The sequence below is a fragment of the Kitasatospora sp. NPDC093550 genome (assembly GCF_044764985.1).
In the GTDB taxonomy this organism is placed as follows: Bacteria; Actinomycetota; Actinomycetes; order Streptomycetales; family Streptomycetaceae; genus Kitasatospora.
In genome coordinates this window covers 47,654-64,026 of sequence record NZ_JBIWJF010000022.1, presented here as the reverse complement: position 1 = coordinate 64,026, position 16,373 = coordinate 47,654, and the positions used below count along the sequence as shown (strand labels likewise).

15 protein-coding genes and 1 tRNA gene are annotated in these 16,373 nt (G+C 73.6%); 12 read left to right on the top strand and 4 right to left on the bottom strand.

Going from position 1 to position 16,373, the window contains the following annotated elements:
* Window positions 1–110: 110 nt before the first annotated feature.
* The 3 genes from ACIRD3_RS29450 (at window position 111) to ACIRD3_RS29440 (ending at window position 3,343) form a co-directional block, all read left to right on the top strand.
* Complete coding sequence (locus ACIRD3_RS29450) at window positions 111–779, top strand: LuxR C-terminal-related transcriptional regulator (RefSeq protein WP_402222694.1); 669 nt, start codon at window positions 111–113, stop codon at window positions 777–779.
* Window positions 780–1,065: 286 nt separating this feature from the next.
* Window positions 1,066–2,028: a UDP-glucose 4-epimerase GalE gene (gene galE / locus ACIRD3_RS29445; protein ID WP_402222692.1), complete on the top strand. Its 963-nt coding sequence runs from the start codon at window positions 1,066–1,068 to the stop codon at window positions 2,026–2,028.
* A gap of 337 nt (window positions 2,029–2,365) precedes the next feature.
* On the top strand, window positions 2,366–3,343 hold the full coding sequence (locus ACIRD3_RS29440) for a LuxR C-terminal-related transcriptional regulator (RefSeq protein ID WP_402222690.1): 978 nt from the start codon (window positions 2,366–2,368) through the stop codon (window positions 3,341–3,343).
* A gap of 84 nt (window positions 3,344–3,427) precedes the next feature.
* Here the strand turns inward: ACIRD3_RS29440 and ACIRD3_RS29435 are convergent, their stop codons facing one another.
* Window positions 3,428–3,925 carry a MarR family winged helix-turn-helix transcriptional regulator gene (locus ACIRD3_RS29435; RefSeq protein WP_402222688.1) on the bottom strand — a complete coding sequence of 166 codons (498 nt, stop codon included), beginning with the start codon at window positions 3,923–3,925 and terminating at the stop codon, window positions 3,428–3,430.
* Window positions 3,926–4,036: 111 nt separating this feature from the next.
* Between ACIRD3_RS29435 and ACIRD3_RS29430 the strand changes: the two genes are divergently transcribed.
* Complete coding sequence (locus ACIRD3_RS29430) at window positions 4,037–4,828, top strand: methyltransferase domain-containing protein (protein ID WP_402222686.1); 792 nt, start codon at window positions 4,037–4,039, stop codon at window positions 4,826–4,828.
* 73 nt (window positions 4,829–4,901) lie between these two features.
* Here ACIRD3_RS29430 and ACIRD3_RS29425 read toward each other — a convergent pair whose 3' ends face one another.
* Both ACIRD3_RS29425 and ACIRD3_RS29420 read right to left on the bottom strand, forming a co-directional pair.
* The gene (locus ACIRD3_RS29425; protein WP_363576138.1) at window positions 4,902–5,504 is read right to left on the bottom strand and encodes a TetR/AcrR family transcriptional regulator; all 603 of its coding nucleotides are present in this window, start codon (window positions 5,502–5,504) and stop codon (window positions 4,902–4,904) included.
* A gap of 182 nt (window positions 5,505–5,686) precedes the next feature.
* Window positions 5,687–6,688: an acyl-CoA desaturase gene (locus ACIRD3_RS29420; RefSeq protein ID WP_402222684.1), complete on the bottom strand. Its 1,002-nt coding sequence runs from the start codon at window positions 6,686–6,688 to the stop codon at window positions 5,687–5,689.
* Between the two features lie 285 nt (window positions 6,689–6,973).
* On the opposite strand from ACIRD3_RS29420, the gene ACIRD3_RS29415 reads away from it, so the two are divergent.
* The 8 genes from ACIRD3_RS29415 (at window position 6,974) to ACIRD3_RS29380 (ending at window position 13,458) form a co-directional block, all read left to right on the top strand.
* A tRNA-Gln gene (locus ACIRD3_RS29415) sits at window positions 6,974–7,044 on the top strand.
* Window positions 7,045–7,187: 143 nt separating this feature from the next.
* Window positions 7,188–8,642 carry a bifunctional UDP-N-acetylglucosamine diphosphorylase/glucosamine-1-phosphate N-acetyltransferase GlmU gene (glmU, locus tag ACIRD3_RS29410; protein ID WP_402222682.1) on the top strand — a complete coding sequence of 485 codons (1,455 nt, stop codon included), beginning with the start codon at window positions 7,188–7,190 and terminating at the stop codon, window positions 8,640–8,642.
* Between the two features lie 203 nt (window positions 8,643–8,845).
* Window positions 8,846–9,823, top strand: coding sequence for a ribose-phosphate diphosphokinase (locus tag ACIRD3_RS29405; RefSeq protein ID WP_402222680.1), 978 nt, complete (start codon window positions 8,846–8,848; stop codon window positions 9,821–9,823).
* 281 nt (window positions 9,824–10,104) lie between these two features.
* Window positions 10,105–10,692 carry a 50S ribosomal protein L25/general stress protein Ctc gene (locus ACIRD3_RS29400; protein ID WP_402222677.1) on the top strand — a complete coding sequence of 196 codons (588 nt, stop codon included), beginning with the start codon at window positions 10,105–10,107 and terminating at the stop codon, window positions 10,690–10,692.
* 134 nt (window positions 10,693–10,826) lie between these two features.
* On the top strand, window positions 10,827–11,405 hold the full coding sequence (gene pth, locus ACIRD3_RS29395) for an aminoacyl-tRNA hydrolase (RefSeq protein WP_402222675.1): 579 nt from the start codon (window positions 10,827–10,829) through the stop codon (window positions 11,403–11,405).
* Between the two features lie 134 nt (window positions 11,406–11,539).
* Window positions 11,540–11,863, top strand: a complete 324-nt coding sequence (locus tag ACIRD3_RS29390; protein WP_402222672.1) for a hypothetical protein — start codon at window positions 11,540–11,542, stop codon at window positions 11,861–11,863.
* Window positions 11,864–11,987: 124 nt separating this feature from the next.
* Window positions 11,988–12,509 (top strand): SigE family RNA polymerase sigma factor, encoded by a 522-nt coding sequence (locus ACIRD3_RS29385; RefSeq protein ID WP_402222669.1) that lies wholly within the window; start codon window positions 11,988–11,990, stop codon window positions 12,507–12,509.
* On the top strand, window positions 12,499–13,458 hold the full coding sequence (locus tag ACIRD3_RS29380; RefSeq protein WP_402222667.1) for a hypothetical protein: 960 nt from the start codon (window positions 12,499–12,501) through the stop codon (window positions 13,456–13,458). The genes ACIRD3_RS29385 and ACIRD3_RS29380 overlap by 11 nt, the downstream gene beginning before the upstream one ends.
* Window positions 13,459–13,513: 55 nt before the next feature.
* Here the strand turns inward: ACIRD3_RS29380 and ppc are convergent, their stop codons facing one another.
* Window positions 13,514–16,321 (bottom strand): phosphoenolpyruvate carboxylase, encoded by a 2,808-nt coding sequence (gene ppc / locus ACIRD3_RS29375; RefSeq protein ID WP_402222664.1) that lies wholly within the window; start codon window positions 16,319–16,321, stop codon window positions 13,514–13,516.
* Between the last annotated feature and the right edge of the window lie 52 nt (window positions 16,322–16,373).

The window sequence follows — 16,373 nt, the reverse complement described above, 5'->3', positions numbered from 1 at the left end:
CGTCGCCGGACGGGCTGGCGGGTCGGGTACGGAATGCGCTGTGATGGTGCGTCATCGGCCGTCCGCCCGAAGGTGCGGGCCGCGAGCCGGACCCCGACCGGGAGGGCGTCATGGGCGTTCGACTCGTGGTGGTGGACGACCACCGGCTGTTGGCCGAGGCGCTGGCCACCGCGCTCCAACTGCGCGGCCACCGGGTGCTCGCGGTCGGCTCCCCGTCCGGTGTCGCCGCCGACCTGGTGGCCGGGCGGCGGCCCGAGGTGTGCCTGCTGGGGGTGGCCGCGCCGGGGGAGCCGGGTGCTTTCGACGGGCTGCGCCGGATCCACCGGGAACGTCCCGAGGTGGCCGTGATCGTGCTCGGGCCGGTGGGTGAACTGCGCGGTGTGGCCGCGGCGTTCGCCGCCGGGGCGGCCGGGTACGTGCCCAGCGACGAGCGCATCGAGGTGGTCGAGCGGGCCATCGGACGGGCCAGGGCGGGCGAGGCGGCGGTCGCCGTGGACATCCTGCGCGGGGCGTTCGACCAGCTGCTGCGTCCGGCGGCCGAGCCGGACGACGAGGCCGTCCGGCTGCTGCGGCTGCTGACCCGCCGTGAGGTCCAGGTGCTGGCCAGGATCGCGGACGGCGAGGACACCGCCGCGATCGCCGCCGGGATGCGGATCGCCGCCAGCACCGCCCGGACGCACGTCCAGCGGGTGCTGATGAAGCTCGGCGCGCGGACCCGGCTGGAGGCGGCCGCGGTGGCGGCGCGCACCGGCCTGCTGGAGCGGATGGCCGGACCCTGAGGCCCCGAGCCGGACCCTGGCGCCCAGTGCCGGACCCTGGCCCCCGGTGCCGGTGCCGGTGCCGGTGCCGGTGCCGGTGCCGGTGCCGGACCCTGGGCCCACGGCCGGGACACGGCGCACACCGCGGGCCAGGATGTCCACGCGCTGAGGACTTGGTGAAAAGCCTGCGCCCGGCCACCCGCGTGGTCCGGAGCACCCCGGCGGATTGGGAGAATGGCCGCAGTCGTACGCATTCCGTCGATGGCCCCGCCGACCGGGCGGGCCATCGCCCGCTGGAGGTCTCAACATGAGTAAGTACCTGGTCACGGGTGGCGCCGGCTACGTCGGCAGCGTGGTGGCCGCCCACCTGCTGGAGGCGGGGCACCAGGTGACCGTCCTGGACGACCTCTCGACCGGCTTCCGCGAGGGCGTCCCGGCCGGCGCCGAGTTCGTCGAGGGCCGGATCCAGGAGGCCGGCGAGGTGCTGGACGGCTCCTTCGACGGCGTGCTGCACTTCGCCGCCTCCTCGCAGGTCGGCGAGTCGGTCGCGGACCCGGAGAAGTACTGGCGCAACAACGTGGCCGGCTCGCTGGAGCTGATCAGCGCGATGCGCGCGGCCGGTGTCCGCAAGCTGGTGTTCTCCTCCACCGCCGCGACCTACGGCGAGCCGGAGGCCGTGCCGATCGCCGAGACGGCCCGCACCGCCCCGACCAACACCTACGGCGCCACCAAGCTCGCCGTCGACCACCTGATCACCAGCGAGGCCGTCGCGCACGGCCTGGCGGCCGTCTCGCTGCGCTACTTCAACGTGGCCGGCGCGTACGGCGCGTACGGCGAGCGGCACGACCCCGAGTCGCACCTGATCCCGCTGGTCTTCCAGGCCGCGCTCGGGCAGCGCCCGCACATCGCGGTGTACGGCGACGACTACCCGACCCCGGACGGCACCTGCATCCGCGACTACATCCACGTCGCGGACCTGGCCGAGGCCCACCTGCTGGCGCTGGACGCCGCCAAGTCGGGCGAGCACCTGATCTGCAACCTGGGCAACGGCAGCGGTTTCTCGGTGCGCGAGGTGATCGAGTCGGTCAAGCGCGTCACCGGCCGGGAGATCCCGGTGCAGGTGGCCGGCCGTCGCGCCGGGGACCCGGCGGTGCTGGTGGCCTCGGCCGCCCGTGCGCACGAGGCGCTGGGCTGGACCCCGCGCCGCCCGAACCTGGACGACATCGTCGCCGACGCCTGGAAGTTCACCCTGGAGAAGAACGCCGGCTAGTCCGGCCGCGCCCCGCACCCCGCACCCCGCACCTCGCACCGCGCACCCCGGCCCCGCCCGCGGGCACCGCACCCGGACCGTACGGGAGCGGTGCCCGCGGCCGGGAGTACCGGCCCGCGCACAAGTCGGTCCACTTACGCACCTTCTGACGAAACTTCACCAAATCGCCACGAGGGCGTTTCCCGACCCCGTACGCTGAGTGCGGTACCGGTGGGGGCCGGCGCCCTTTCGACCTCACCGGCCACCGGTGGGGCGGGCGGAGCGGCGGATCCGGAACGCGGACGCCGGACCGGTCCCCGCTTCCCGGGCTCGGGCGGTCTGAGCAGGGGGAGGGACGATGGGGCGGATTCGCGTCCTGGTGGTCGACGACCACCGGATCTTCGCCGAGGCACTGGCCGCGGCGCTCGCCGCCGAGCCCGACGTCGAGGTGGGCGCGGCCGGCAGCGCGGCAGCGGCCGAGCGGGCGCTGGAGCGCGCCGCCGCCGAGGGCCGGGCCTATGACGTGGCGCTGATCGACGCCGACCTCGGGGCCGGCGGGTCGGTCGGTCCGCCGGGGGCGGCTCCACCGACGGCCCGCAGACGGCCCGGCGCGGAGCCCGCCGAGGAGGCCCGGCGGCGGGCCGTGCCGCCCGTGCCGCCGCCGCGACGCCCGGCGGTACCGCCCGGGACGCCCTCCCCGCTGTCGTCGCCGTTGTCGTCCGGGCCGCAGGGCGTGACGCCCGGCGGGGCACGCCCGGTGGCGGATCCGATCCGGACGGACCAGCTGAGACCCGCGGCCCCACCGCCCGACGGCATCAGCCTGCTCGCCCGGCTCCGCCGCGGCCACCCCGGACTGCGTGCCGTCGTGCTGGCCACCGCCGACGACCCGCTCCGCGCCGCCCGCGCCCTGCACGCGGGCGCCACCGGCTGGGTGGCCAAGGAGAGTTCACTGGCCCGGCTGCTCGCGGTGGTCCGGGGCGTGCTGCGGGACGAGACCCATCTGCCGCCGGCGCTGCTCACCGGGGTGATCCGCGAACTCACCACCGCCCGGCGGGACCGCACCGAGAGCGAGCGGCTGGTGGACACCCTCACGCCGCGGGAGAAGCAGATCCTGCGCTGCATGGTCGCGGGCCTGGGTCGCCAGGCCGTCGCGGAGCGGCTCTACCTGTCGCCGCACACCGTCCGGACGCACATGCAGAACGTGCTCGGCAAGCTCGGGGTGCACTCCACGCTGGCCGCCGTCGCGGTCGCCCGCCGGGCCGGGGTCAGCCCGGCCGAGCCGGCCGTCCTGCCCTCGCCGCCGCCCTCCGTGGCGGCCGCCGTCGAGCGGCCGTGACGTCCGGTCGGCGGTCGAGCTGACGGAGCCCGGTCGGGGGAGCCCGGGTGACCGGGCCCCGGGCTGACGGAGCCCGCCCGCGGTTCAGCCCGGGATGTTGTCGAACGGCGCGACCAGCTGCCGCAGCAGCGCGGCGAGTTCGGTCTGCTGGCCGGCGGTGAGCTGGGCGAGCAGTTCGCGCTCGTGCGCGAGCAGTCCGGCGAGCGCCTGGTCGGCCCGGTCCCGGCCGTCGTCGGTGAGCCGGACGAGGACGCCGCGCCGGTCGTCCGGGTCGGGCAGCCGCTTGACCAGGCCCTTGCCGGTGAGCCGGTCGATCCGGTTGGTCATGGTGCCGGAGGTGACCAGGGTCTGGGTCAGCAGCTGGCCCGGCGAGAGCTGGTACGGGGAGCCGGCCCGCCGGAGGGCGGTCAGGACGTCGAACTCCCAGGGCTCCAGGCCGTGCTCGGCGAAGGCGGTGCGACGGGCGCGGTCCAGGTGCCGGGCGAGCCGGCTGACCCGGCTGAGCACTTCGAGCGGTTCCACGTCGAGGTCGGGGCGCTCCCGGCGCCACGCTGCGACCAGCCTGTCGACCTCGTCCTCCATGACGATCAGTGTATCGGTGGATGTGTCGATGTGAAGTCTCTTGACATCGAGAAATGTGCCAGCGAGGCTGCATCGAGATATCTTGATATCGAGATACTTCGAGGTGACGCCATGACCACCCCCCTCTGGGACCCCGCGCAGTACCTGCGCTTCGCCGACGAACGCACCCGCCCGCTGCGCGACCTGCTCGCCCGGGTCCCCGCCCTTCCGCACCCCGGCGAGGAGACGATCCTCGACATCGGCTGCGGACCCGGCAACTCCACCGCCGTCCTGCGCGAGCGCTGGCCGCACGCGCGCATCACCGGCGTCGACAACTCCGCCCCGATGCTCGCCACCGCCCGCACCGAGGGCGAACCCACCGCCGACTACCTGCTCGCCGACGCCCGCGACTACGACCCGGCGCCGGCCCGGCCGGACCTGGTCGTCTCCAACGCCACCCTGCAGTGGGTGGACGGCCACCTCGGGCTGCTGCCGCGCTGGGCCGCCGCACTGCGCCCCGGCGGAGCCGTCGCCTTCCAGGTCCCCGGCAACTTCGACGCCCCCAGCCACACCCTGCTCGCCGAGCTGCGCCGCAGCCCGCGCTGGCGCGACCTGCTCGGGGAGGACGCCGTCCGCGCCGGGGTCCACCCGCCCGAGCGCTACCTCGACGCCCTGGCCGCCGCCGGCTGCCGCCCGGACGTCTGGGAGACCACCTACCTCAGCCCGCTCCCGGGGCCGGACCCGGTCCTGGAGTGGGTCAAGGGCACCGCGCTGCGCCCGGTCCTGACCCGGCTCGCCGACCCGGCGGACCAGGCCGCGTTCCTCGCCGAGTACGGGCGGCTGCTGCGCGAGGCCTACCCGGCCGGGCCGTCCGGGACGGTCTTCCCGTTCCGGCGGATCTTCGCGGTCGGGGTCAAGCGGTAGCCCGGCGCGAGGCGGGAGCGCCCGGGGTCGAACGGGTGAGGTGGACGGGGAAGGGAAGAGGAGGGGAGGCGGCTCAGCCCTGGCGGTCGCCGACCAGCTTCGGGTGCCGCTCCAGGCCCTCCAGCCCGTGCCAGGCGAGGTTCACCAGGTGTGCCGCCACCGTCGCCTTGTCCGGCTTGCGGACCTCCAGCCACCACTGGCCGGTCAGGGCGACCATCCCGACCAGCATCTGCGAGTACATCGGGGCCAGTCGCGCGTCGAAGCCGCGGGACTTGAACTCCAGGCCCAGGATGTCCTCCACCTGCGTCGCGATGTCGCTGATCAGCGAGGCGAAGGTGCCGGTCGACTGGGCCACCGGGGAGTCCCGGACCAGGATCCGGAAACCGTCCGTCGAGGTGTCGATGTAGTCCATCAGCGCGAACGCCGCCTGCTCCAGCAGCTCGCGCGAGTGCCCGCCGGTCAGCGCCCCGGTCACCATGTCGAGGAGCAGCTGCATCTCGCGGTCCACCACCACCGCGTACAGCCCCTCCTTGCCGCCGAAGTGCTCGTAGACCACGGGCTTCGACACCCCGGCGCGCTCGGCGATCTCCTCCACCGAGGTGCCGTCGTAGCCGCGCTCCGCGAAGACCGTCCGGCCGATCTCCAGCAGCTGCTCGCGCCGCTGCTTGCCGGTCATCCGGACCCGGGTGCCCCGGCGGCGCGGGGCCGTCGGCGGGGCTGCGGCCCCGCCCGCCGGTGCAGCGGCCCGCGGACGGGCCGACGCCGTGGCGGTCGCCGGGTCCGTCCGCGTGCTGTGGTGACCGCCTGTGCTGTCTGCGCTGCTCCCGTTCACCCCTACATCATGCTGGAAGCGCCGCCTCATGCGGCGCGGCGGGCGGCGATCCGCTGCGCGTCCGGCCAGCGGACGTCCCGGACCCAGCCGGCCAGCTCGAACCAGCGGATCAGCCGTGCCGAGGAGTCGATCTGTCCGCGCAGCACCCCGTGCCGGGCCGCGGTCGGGTCGGCGTGGTGCAGGTTGTGCCAGGACTCGCCGCAGGAGAGCACCGCGAGCCACCAGACGTTGCCGGAGCGGTCCCGGGAGCGGAACGGGCGCCGGCCGACGGCGTGGCAGATCGAGTTGATCGACCAGGTGACGTGGTGCAGCAGCGCCACCCGGACCAGCGAACCCCAGAAGAAGGCGGACAGCGCGCCCGCCCAGGAGAGCGTCACCAGGCCGCCGACCAGCGGCGGGATCAGCAGCGAGATCGTGGTCCAGAGCCAGAACAGCCGGGAGATCCGCCTTATGGCCGGGTCGCGGACCAGGTCCGGGGCGTACGTCAGCTGCGGGGTCTGCTCCTCGTCGAACATCCAGCCCATGTGCGCCCACCACAGGCCCTTCATCAGCGCCGGGACGCTCTCGCCGTAGCGCCAGGGCGAGTGCGGGTCGCCGTCCTTGTCGCTGTACCGGTGGTGCTTGCGGTGGTCGGCCACCCAGCGCACCAGCGGTCCCTCGACCGCGAGGCTCCCGACGACCGCCAGGACGAGGCGCATCGGGCGGTCGGCCTTGAACGCGCCGTGGGTGAAGTAGCGGTGGTAGCCGACGGTGATGCCGTGGCAGGTGAGGAAGTACATGGCGACGGTGATCGCGACGTCCGTCCATCCGAGCCCCCGGCCCCAGGCCACCGGCACGGCGGCCAGCAGCGCGGCGAACGGCACGAGGATGAACAGTCCGAGCGCGATCCGCTCGGCCGGACCCTGCTTCTCCCCGCCACGGGTGGCGGAGACTCGGGTGGCTGCGGTGTCGGTGTCGTCGGTGGGATCGGGAGACGGAGTGCGGGACGCGTCGGTCCCCGCGCGCGCCTCACCTGCCTGAATGGTCATGGGCATCCCTTTGCGGCGTCCCGGAACGGGAGCGGAAGCGGAGGCTACGATGGCGTAACCTACGGCATCGTAGGTTGCGCTCCGTGTCCAGGGGAACACCCCGCCGCGCGGCGCTTGAGTGAATTCACCCGACTGGATGGATGAACCGTGGACCCGGGGAGTTCGGCCGGTGACGACGCGTCCGGGACGGCCCGGCGGCCGGGCGCACGGCGGATCCGCGGCTTGCGGATCGGTGCAAGTCGATACCCACGGCGGGGTCCACTCGGGTAGGGTCTGACACGACTGTCCGCCGTGGTGTAATGGCAGCACAGGGCCCTTTGGAGGCCTTTGTCTGGGTTCGAATCCTAGCGGCGGAGCCTCTGCACGCCTCCGGTTCGGGCGTCTTCCACCGCGCCGGTATTGTCGGTGCTGCTCGGCGGACTGTGCGTGTGGCGACCGGCCTGGGTCCCGGCCGGGTCCGCTCTGCCCTCTCTGTGAACCTACCGAGGAGCCTCCCCGCATGGGTGCCAATTCGCTTGCCGCCGTTGTCGTGCTCGCCGCCGGTGGCGGGACCCGGATGAAGTCGAACAAGCTGCCCAAGGTGCTGCACGAGGTGTGCGGGCGATCGCTGGTGGGTCACGCGGTCGCGGCGGCCGGGGAGCTGACGCCGGAGCAGCTCGTGGTGGTCGTCGGGCACCAGCGCGAGCAGGTGCAGGCGCACCTGGCGGAGCACTACCCGGCGGTGCGGACGGCCGTGCAGGAGCAGCAGAACGGCACCGGGCACGCGGTGCGGACGGCGCTGGAGGCGCTGGCCGCGGACGGCGTGCTGCTGGACGGCACGGTGATCGTCACCGCCGGCGACTCGCCGCTGCTGACCGGGGCGACCCTGCGCCGGCTGGCCGACTCGCACGAGGCCCAGCAGAACGGGGTCACCGTGCTGACCGCCGTCGTGCCGGAGCCCTTCGGCTACGGCCGGATCCTGCGCGACGAGGACGGCACCGTCGCCTCGATCGTCGAGGAGCGGGACGCCAGCGACACCCAGCGCGCGATCGCCGAGATCAACTCGGGCGTCTTCGCCTTCGACGCCAAGCTGCTGGTCGAGGCGCTGGCCGAGCTCACCACGGACAACTCGCAGGGCGAGGAGTACCTGACCGACACCCTGGAGATCCTGCGCAAGGCCGGCCACCGGGTCGGCGCCGTGGTCGCCGAGGACCACCGGGACATCCTCGGCATCAACGACCGGGTCCAGCTGGCGCAGGCCCGGCGGCTGCTGAACGACCGCCTGCTGGAGCGGGCGATGCGGGCCGGCGTCACCGTGGTGGACCCGGCGACCACCTGGTTCGACGTGCAGGTGACCTACGAGCCGGACGCCGTGGTGCTCCCCAACACCCAGCTGCAGGGCGCCACCCACCTGGCCGAGGGCTGCGAGGTGGGCCCGAACTCGACCCTGAAGGACACCCTGATCGGCGCCGGCGCCCGTGTGAGCAACACCACGGCCGACCGCGCCGAGGTGGGCGAGCTGGCCACCGCCGGCCCGTACGCCTACCTGCGGCCGGGCGCGAAGCTGGCCCGCAAGGCGAAGGTCGGCACCTACGTCGAGGTGAAGAACTCCGAGCTGGGCGAGGGCGCCAAGGTGCCGCACCTGTCGTACATCGGCGACGCCACGATCGGCGAGGGCACCAACGTCGGCGCGGCCTCGGTCACCGTGAACTACGACGGCGTCAACAAGCACCGCACGGTCATCGGCGCGCACTGCCGGACCGGTTCGGACAACATGTTCATCGCCCCGGTGACCGTCGGCGACGGCGCCTACACCGCCGCGGGCTCGGTGATCACCTCCGACGTCCCGCCCGGCGCACTCGGCGTGAGCCGCGCGCACCAGCGCAACATCGAGGGCTGGGTGGAGCGCAAGCGCCCCGGGACCGCCTCGGCGCAGGCGGCGAAGGCGGCGACGGACGGGGCCCAGGAAGGCTGACGCGGCGGGCGGCGGTCCGAGGGGCGGTCCCGGGGCGGACGGTTTCTGCGCGGGCGCGTAACCTTGGGGACATACGTGCGCCACTGGGCTTACCGCCCGTGTCCAGGCGTACCGACATTTCCCCGACCCCGTACCGCGCGTGGGCCTCGCCTGCCCGCAACGGGTGAGGGGTTCAGCGTCCGCAAACGCGAGGAGACGGTGCAGTGAGCGGGATCACGACGTCGGGTGAGAAGAAACTGAAGCTCTTCTCCGGCCGTGCCCACCCGGAACTGGCGAAGGAGGTGGCCGCGGCGCTCGGGACCGAGCTGGTCCCCACCAAGGCCCTGGACTTCGCCAACGGTGAGATCTACGTCCGCTTCCTGGAGTCGGCCCGCGGCGCGGACTGCTTCGTGATGCAGAGCCACACGGCTCCCATCAACCAGTGGATCATGGAGCAGCTGATCATGATCGATGCTCTGAAGCGGGCCTCCGCCAAGAGCATCACCGCGATCCTGCCGTTCTACGGCTACGCCCGCCAGGACAAGAAGCACCTCGGCCGCGAGCCCATCTCGGCCCGCCTGGTCGCCGACCTGCTGCGCCAGGCCGGCGCCGACCGCCTGATGGCCGTGGACCTGCACACCGCGCAGATCCAGGGCTTCTTCGACGGCCCGGTGGACCACCTCTTCGCGCTGCCGATGCTGGCCGACTACATCGGCGAGAAGGTGGACCGCTCGAAGCTGACCGTCGTCTCCCCGGACGCCGGCCGGGTGAAGGTGGCCGACCAGTGGTGCGACCGCCTGGACGCCCCGCTGGCGATCATCCACAAGCGCCGCGACATGAGCCAGGCCAACACCATCCTGTCGGCCGAGGTCGTCGGTGACGTCGAGGGCCGGGTCTGCGTCCTGGTCGACGACATGATCGACACTGCCGGGACCATCTGCGCCGCGGCCGACGCGCTGTTCGAGAACGGCGCCTCGGACGTCCTGGTGGCGGCCACCCACGGTGTGCTCTCCGGCCCGGCCGCGGACCGCCTGAAGAACTCCCGGGTCAGCGAGTTCGTGTTCACCAACACGCTGCCCACCCCGGCGCAGCTCCAGCTGGACAAGATCACCACGCTGTCCATCGCCCCGTCGATCGCGGCCGCGATCCGCGAGGTGTTCGAGGAGGGTTCGGTCACGAGCCTCTTCGAGGGCGTGCACTGACGAAGCCCGCGCAGGCGGCCCCGGTCCCCCAGCGGGCCGGGGCCGCCGCCGATTTCGCGGCAGGCGGGGAGTGCGGTTAGACTCGTGAGACTGCTCGGCGAGGGATGCCGTGCGCCTGCTTGCCGGGTGCCCGCTCCGTGATCGACGCGCTGCCGGTGCCGGATTCCCGTCCGCCGGCAGGCCGTTGCCGCCGAGTGACCCCCGAACGTACTGAGGGTGTGGTCCCGGCGGTTTTTCGCGTTGCCTGCACCCCCGCGCCATCTTCCACGAGGAGTGCAGTCGTGTCCGAGATCCGTCTTGCCGCTGAGACCCGTACCGAGTTCGGCAAGGGTGCCGCCCGTCGCGCCCGCCGCGCCGGCTTCGTCCCCGGTGTCGTCTACGGCCACGGCCACGCCCCGGTTCACCTGAACCTGCCCGGCCACGACCTGATGATGGCCCTGAAGACCCCGAACGCCCTGCTGGTCGTGCCGATCGACGGCAAGGACGAGTACGTGCTGCCGAAGGCCGTCCAGCGCGAGGCCATCAAGCGTTCCATCGAGCACGTCGACCTGCTGCTGGTCAAGCGTGGCGAGAAGGTCACCGTCGAGGTCCCGGTCCACACCGAGGGCGAGCTGGCCCCCGGCGGCAACCTGCTGGAGCACGTCCTGCAGGCCCTGCCGATCGAGGCCGAGGCCACCCACCTGCCCGAGGCCGTCACCGTCTCGGTCGAGGGCCTGGAGGCCGGCGCCTCGATCCACGCCAAGGACATCGCCCTGCCGGCCGGCGTCGCGCTGGCCGTCGAGGCCGACGCCGTCGTGCTGCAGGTCATCGCCGCCCAGGCCGCCCCGGCCGAGGAGGAGGCCGCCGAGGCCGAGGGCGCCGAGGCCTGAGCCTCGTCGTACTGATCCGATCAGGGCCGCTGCCCCGGTCGCTCCCGCTGGAGCGGCCGGGGCAGCGGTGCGTCCGGGACGCGGCGTCCGCGGGGATGATGGCGTCGAGCACGAAGGCGAGGAGTGGGAGCACGATGGCGGACGAGTACGAGGGCCCCTGGCTGGTGGTCGGGCTGGGCAACCCGGGGGAGCAGTACGCCCGGAACCGGCACAACATCGGGTTCATGGTGGTGGACCTGCTGGCGCAGCGGATGGGCGCCAAGTTCAAGGCCCACAAGAGCCGGGCGCAGGTGGCCGAGGGACGGCTCGCGGGCAAGCGGGTGGTGCTGGCCAAGCCGATGACCTTCATGAACCTCTCCGGCGGCCCGGTGACGGCGCTGCGGGACTTCTACAAGGTGCCGGCCGCCGCGCTGATCGCCGTCCACGACGAGCTGGACGTCGACTACGCCGCGCTGCGGCTGAAGCTCGGCGGCGGGGACAACGGCCACAACGGGCTGAAGTCGATCACCAAGTCGCTGGGCCCGGACTACCACCGGGTGCGCTGCGGGATCGGCCGCCCGCCGGGCCGGATGGAGGTCGCGGACTTCGTGCTGAAGGACTTCTCCTCGACCGAGCGCAAGGAACTCGACTGGTTCGTGGACCGCTCGGCGGACGCGGTGGAGGCGCTGCTCTCCGAGGGACTGGAACGGGCCCAGGGGACGTACAACTCCTGAACGCCCGTCAACCGTCGCGCCGGGTACGCAACAGTCGTACAACGCTTGCCCGGCCGGACCGGAATCCGTGTGAGAACCCCGGACGGGATCGGATACCGTCGGGCCGGTACGCGAGCGAGTCCTGGGGGTTCTCGATGCGGAGTTTGCGTCCGGTCCGCCGACTGCGGCGGAACCGGGTGGTCCGGCTGAAGCAGCTCGGACGGAAGGTCGGTACGGCCGGTGCGCTGGGGGCGGCCGGAGTGCTGCTGTCCGGCGGTGCGGTCGCGCACGCGGACCCGGTGGCGGAGCCGGACCCGGCGGTCGCCCCGGAGCCGGCGGCGGCCCAGTTCGCGCCGGTGCTCGGCGAGTCGATGGGCCCCGACGCGGGGCTGCTGGCGGTCGGCGGCGGCCTGGTGGTCGCGGCCGGCGGCGCGGCGCTGTGGTTGAAGCGCAGGCGCGCGGGCGATTCCGCGGAGTAGGCGCGCGGCAGTTGACGAGTCCTCAGGGGCCGGAGTCCACGACGGTGGGCGACGGCCCCTTCGTCGTCCCCTTCCGTGCCCGTCCGTTGTCATCCGTTTCCGCCCGGCGGGGCGTCCTGAGGGTATGAAGCGCGAATCGATGCGCCCGGGGGGTTCCGGAGCAGACCCGTTCGACGAGTTCGTCGTGGCGCGGTACCAGGCCCTGCTGCGGGGGGCGTACCTGATCACCGGGGACGTCCACGACGCCCGGGACCTGCTGCACGACGCCCTGGCGCGGGTGTACCCGAAACGGTCGACGATCCGGGAGCCCGGGGCGGCCGAGGGGTACGTCCGCAGGACGATGGTCCGCACCCACGTCTCGCGGTGGCGGCGGACCAGGCGCGAGGTGCTCACGCCCGCCCCGCCGGACGGACCGGCGGTCCAGGAGGCCGAGCGGGACGGGCAGTTGGCGGCGGCACTGGCCGGGCTGCCCCGGCGGCAGCGGGCGGCGGTGGTGCTGCGGTACTACCTGGACCTCCCGGTGGCCCAGGTGGCGGTGGAGCTGGGGTGTTCGGCGGCCACGGCGAAGACCCACCTCGCGCGCGGGATCAAGGCGCTTCGACAGGAACTGGAACCGGCGAGGGAGATGGTGGGGCATGGCGGCTGAGCGGCCGGACGGGTTCGAGGAGGAACTGGTCGTCCGGCTCGGCGCGCGGGCCCGGGCGGTGGCCGGCAGCCCGCCGCTGGCGGCGCTGCGGGAGGCCGGGCGGCGGCGGGCGCGGTCCAGGCTGGTGGCGCGGTCGGTGGCGGGGGCGGCGGTGCTCGCGCTGGGCGTGGGCGCGCTGGCCGGGTGGGGCGGGGGCACGAGCGGGGCCGTACGGGGGTCGGCCCAGGTCGTGGGCGGGGGGTCGTTGTCACCGTCGCCCGGGACGGGGACCCGGCCGCCCGCCCCGGGGACGTCGCCGGGTTCGGTCACGTCGTCGTCGGCGGCGGACACGGCGGGTCCGCTGCTGGTCTGCCCGACCGGGCCGGCCTCGCTGCGGCTGCCGACCTGGGAGCAGGTGGCGTCGGCGACGACGTCCTCGCGACCGCCGTCCGGCCCGCCGTCGGGGCTGCCGTCGGGGCCGCCGTCGGGGCCGCCGCCGGTGTCGTCGACGACGCCTCCGCACCCGCCCTCCGCGGTGACCGGCACGAGCGGCGGGCCGGACGGTCGCGATCCGGTCACGGTGGCCGCCGACATCAGGAGGCTGGGCGCCGAGAAGTACCCCGACCACTACTTCGGGGTCTGCGAGGGGCTGCTGGACGACCGGGTGTACGTGATGCGGGTGCCGGGGTCCGACCTCGACGCCGTGGTGCTGGGCGCCGTGAGCCATTCCGGGGTCACGATCACCTTCGTGGACGTCCCGGGCTCACGCCGGCACTACCTGGCGCTGGCGCGGCGGATCACGGTCGAGGACGGCGGCTACTGGGCGGAGCGGGGGGTGAGCATCGCCGGGGTGACGGTCTCCGAGGACGGCGCCGGGGTGCTCGTGCACACCCCGCAGTACGCGACCGCCAAGGCCGACGTCCTGGCCCGCTACGGCCCGGAGGTGATCGAGGTGCGGCCGCGCGGCTGACCGGAACGCGCGGGGGCGGACGGCACGGGCCGTCCGCCCCCCGCGCGTTCCCGGATCAGCCGGTGTTGCGCAGGCCGGCGGCGATGCCGTTGACGGTGAGCAGCAGCGCGCGGGCGCGCAGCGGGTCGTCGGGGCGGCCGGCCTCGGTCTCCTCGCGCTGGCGGCGCAGCAGCGCGACCTGGAGGTAGGAGATCGGGTCGAGGTAGGCGTCGCGGACGGCGAAGGTCTGCTTCAGCACCGGGTTGTGCTCCAGCAGTTCGCTCTCGCCGGTGAGCCGGAGCACCTCGCGCAGGGTGAGCGCGTGCTCGTCCTTGATCTGGTCGAAGACGTGGCGCAGTTCGCCGGGCACCAGCTGCTCGACGTAGTGGCGGGCGATCCGCAGGTCGGTCTTGGCCAGCGTCATGGCGACGTTGGACAGGAAGTTGCGGAAGAAGTGCCACTCGCCGTACATCTCGTCCAGCACGTCGCCGAGGCCGGCCGCGCGGGCGGCGGCGAGGCCGGAGCCGACGCCGTACCAGCCGGGGACGATCTGACGGGACTGGGTCCAGCCGAACACCCACGGGATGGCCCGCAGGCCGTCCAGACCCGCACCGGAGTCGGGGCGGCGGGACGGGCGGGAGCCCAGGTGCAGCGAGGCGAGCTGGTCGACCGGGGTGGAGGCGAAGAAGTACTTCGGCAGGTCCTCCTGCTCGACCAGGCCGCGGTAGGCGGTGTGGGCGGCCTCGGAGACCCGGTCCATCGCGGCGTCCCAGCGGGCCAGCGACTCGGGGGCCTGGCGCGGGGCGGTGTGCAGCGCGGAGGCGGAGAGGGTGGCGGAGAGGGTCAGCTCCAGGTTCTCCCGGGCGAGGGAGGGGAGCAGGTACTTGTCGGAGATGACCTCGCCCTGCTCGGTGACCTTGATCTCGCCCTCCAGGGTGCCCCAGGGCTGGGCCAGGATGGCCTCGTGCGAGGGGCCGCCGCCGCGGCCGACGGTGCCGCCGCGGCCGTGGAAGAGGCGCAGCCGGATGCCGTAGCGGTGGGCCACGTCGCGCAGCCGGCGCTGGGCGCGGTGGATCTCCCACTGGGAGGTGGTGATGCCGCCGAACTTGGAGGAGTCGGAGTAGCCGAGCATGACCTCCTGGACGTCGCCGCGCAGCGAGACGAGCAGCCGGTAGGAGGGGTCGGAGAGCATCTCGTCGAGGATGCGGTCGGCCTGCTGGAGCTCGTCGGTGGTCTCCAGCAGCGGCACGATGCCGATCTTGGCGATCCCGGCGTGCAGGTCGATCAGGCCGGCCTCGCGGGCCAGGACGGTGGCGGCGAAGACGTCGTCGGCGCCCTGGCACATCGAGATGATGTAGCTCTCGACGATCTCGTCGCCGAAGCGCTCGAAGCCCTCGCGGATGGTGTTGAAGACGCCGAGGGTCTTGGTGCCGGCCTCGTCCAGCGGGGCCGGGGTGGGCGCGAGCGGGCGGCGCGAGCGGAGCTCCTTGGCGAGCAGCTTCTGCCGGTACTCGCGGGGCATGTCGGCGTAGCGCCAGGCCTCCTCGCCGAGGCGGTCGAAGAGCTGGCCGAGGGCGTGGTGGTGCGCCTCGGCGTGCTCGCGCACGTCCATGGTGGCGAGCTGGAGGCCGAAGGCCTCGACGGTGCGGATGGCGCGGGCGAGCCGGCCGTCGGCGATCAGCTCGCCGCGGTGGGCGCGCAGGGAGTCCTGGATGAGCCGCAGGTCGGCGATGAGTTCGCGGGTGCCGAGGTAGTCGCGGCCCGGGACGTGCGGGGTGCCGCCGGCCAGGCGCTCGCGGGTGTTCTCCAGCTTGAGCCGGATGCAGGTGGCCTTGAGGCGGTAGGGCTCCTCGGCGTTCATCCGCTTGTAGCGCGGGCTGAGTTCGGGGAGCAGGTGCAGGTCGGTGTTGAGCGAGGCGAGCAGCTCGACCGAGGCGCCGGCCAGCCGCTCGGAGGTGGAGAGGGTGTTGCGCAGGTCGTCGATGGCGGCCAGCGCGTCCTTGATGCCGTACTCGTGCTGGAGGTTGAGGACGTCCCAGGTGACCTGCGGGGTGACGTTGGGGTTGCCGTCGCGGTCGCCGCCGATCCAGGTGCCGAAGGTGAGCGGGCGGACGCCGTCGGGCAGGGTGAGGCCGACCCGGGCGAGTTCCTCGTGCAGCTCTTCGAGGACCTCGGGGACGGCCTCGCGGTAGAGCTCGTCCAGGTAGTAGACGGCGTTGCGGGCCTCGTCCGTGGGCTCGGGACGGGCGATGCGCAGTTCGTCGGTCTGCCAGAGCAGGTCGATGACCTCGGCGAGGCGGCGGTCGGCGGAGCGCTTGGCGCTGCTGGTGCGGGCCGGGCCGGCGGCGACGAGTCCGGAGGCGAGCTCCTCGCGGTGGATGCGGTCGAGGAGTTCGCCGATCCGGCGCAGCTTGTTGAGGACGCTGCGGCGGGCGGCCTCGGTGGGGTGCGCGGTGAAGACCGGACGGACCGCGAGGTGGGCCAGGGTGTCCTCGAGGTTCTTGGGGTCGGCCTCGGCGAGCTGGTCGGCGGTCTGCGCGAGCAGCGAGCCCTCGCGGGCGCGGCGGGTGGCGAACTCGCGGCCGCGGTGCACCTGCTCGGTGACGTTGGCGAGGTGGAAGTAGGTGGAGAAGGCCCGGACCAGCTTGGCGGCGGTGTCCAGGTCGATGTCGGAGAGGAGTTCGGCGGTGGCCTCGCCGTCGGTGCGGCTGAGCAGGCGGACCTGTTCGACCAGGCCCAGCAGCTGCGGGCCCTCCTGGCGGACCAGCGTCTCGCCGAGCAGGTCGCCGAGGCGGCGGATGTCCGCGCGCAGGGCGGTGTTGTCGGCGATCGCGCCGGCTGCGACGCCGGGGCTGTCCGCCGGGGTGGGGACCGGAGCGGTCACGGCTGGCTCCCTGTGGTGGTGGGGTTCGGCAACGGCTCATCGTCACAGGTCC

Excerpts from the sequence above, each read along its gene's own strand:
- ACIRD3_RS29450 (WP_402222694.1), top strand. The coding sequence starts at position 111 with ATGGGCGTTCGACTCGTGGTGGTGGACGACCACCGGCTGTTGGCCGAG.
- galE (WP_402222692.1), top strand. The coding sequence starts at position 1,066 with ATGAGTAAGTACCTGGTCACGGGTGGCGCCGGCTACGTCGGCAGCGTG.
- ACIRD3_RS29440 (WP_402222690.1), top strand. The coding sequence starts at position 2,366 with ATGGGGCGGATTCGCGTCCTGGTGGTCGACGACCACCGGATCTTCGCC.
- ACIRD3_RS29435 (WP_402222688.1), bottom strand. The coding sequence starts at position 3,925 with ATGGAGGACGAGGTCGACAGGCTGGTCGCAGCGTGGCGCCGGGAGCGC.
- ACIRD3_RS29430 (WP_402222686.1), top strand. The coding sequence starts at position 4,037 with ATGACCACCCCCCTCTGGGACCCCGCGCAGTACCTGCGCTTCGCCGAC.
- ACIRD3_RS29425 (WP_363576138.1), bottom strand. The coding sequence starts at position 5,504 with ATGACCGGCAAGCAGCGGCGCGAGCAGCTGCTGGAGATCGGCCGGACG.
- ACIRD3_RS29420 (WP_402222684.1), bottom strand. The coding sequence starts at position 6,688 with ATGACCATTCAGGCAGGTGAGGCGCGCGCGGGGACCGACGCGTCCCGC.
- glmU (WP_402222682.1), top strand. The coding sequence starts at position 7,188 with ATGGGTGCCAATTCGCTTGCCGCCGTTGTCGTGCTCGCCGCCGGTGGC.
- pth (WP_402222675.1), top strand. The coding sequence starts at position 10,827 with ATGGCGGACGAGTACGAGGGCCCCTGGCTGGTGGTCGGGCTGGGCAAC.
- ACIRD3_RS29390 (WP_402222672.1), top strand. The coding sequence starts at position 11,540 with ATGCGGAGTTTGCGTCCGGTCCGCCGACTGCGGCGGAACCGGGTGGTC.
- ACIRD3_RS29385 (WP_402222669.1), top strand. The coding sequence starts at position 11,988 with ATGAAGCGCGAATCGATGCGCCCGGGGGGTTCCGGAGCAGACCCGTTC.
- ACIRD3_RS29380 (WP_402222667.1), top strand. The coding sequence starts at position 12,499 with ATGGCGGCTGAGCGGCCGGACGGGTTCGAGGAGGAACTGGTCGTCCGG.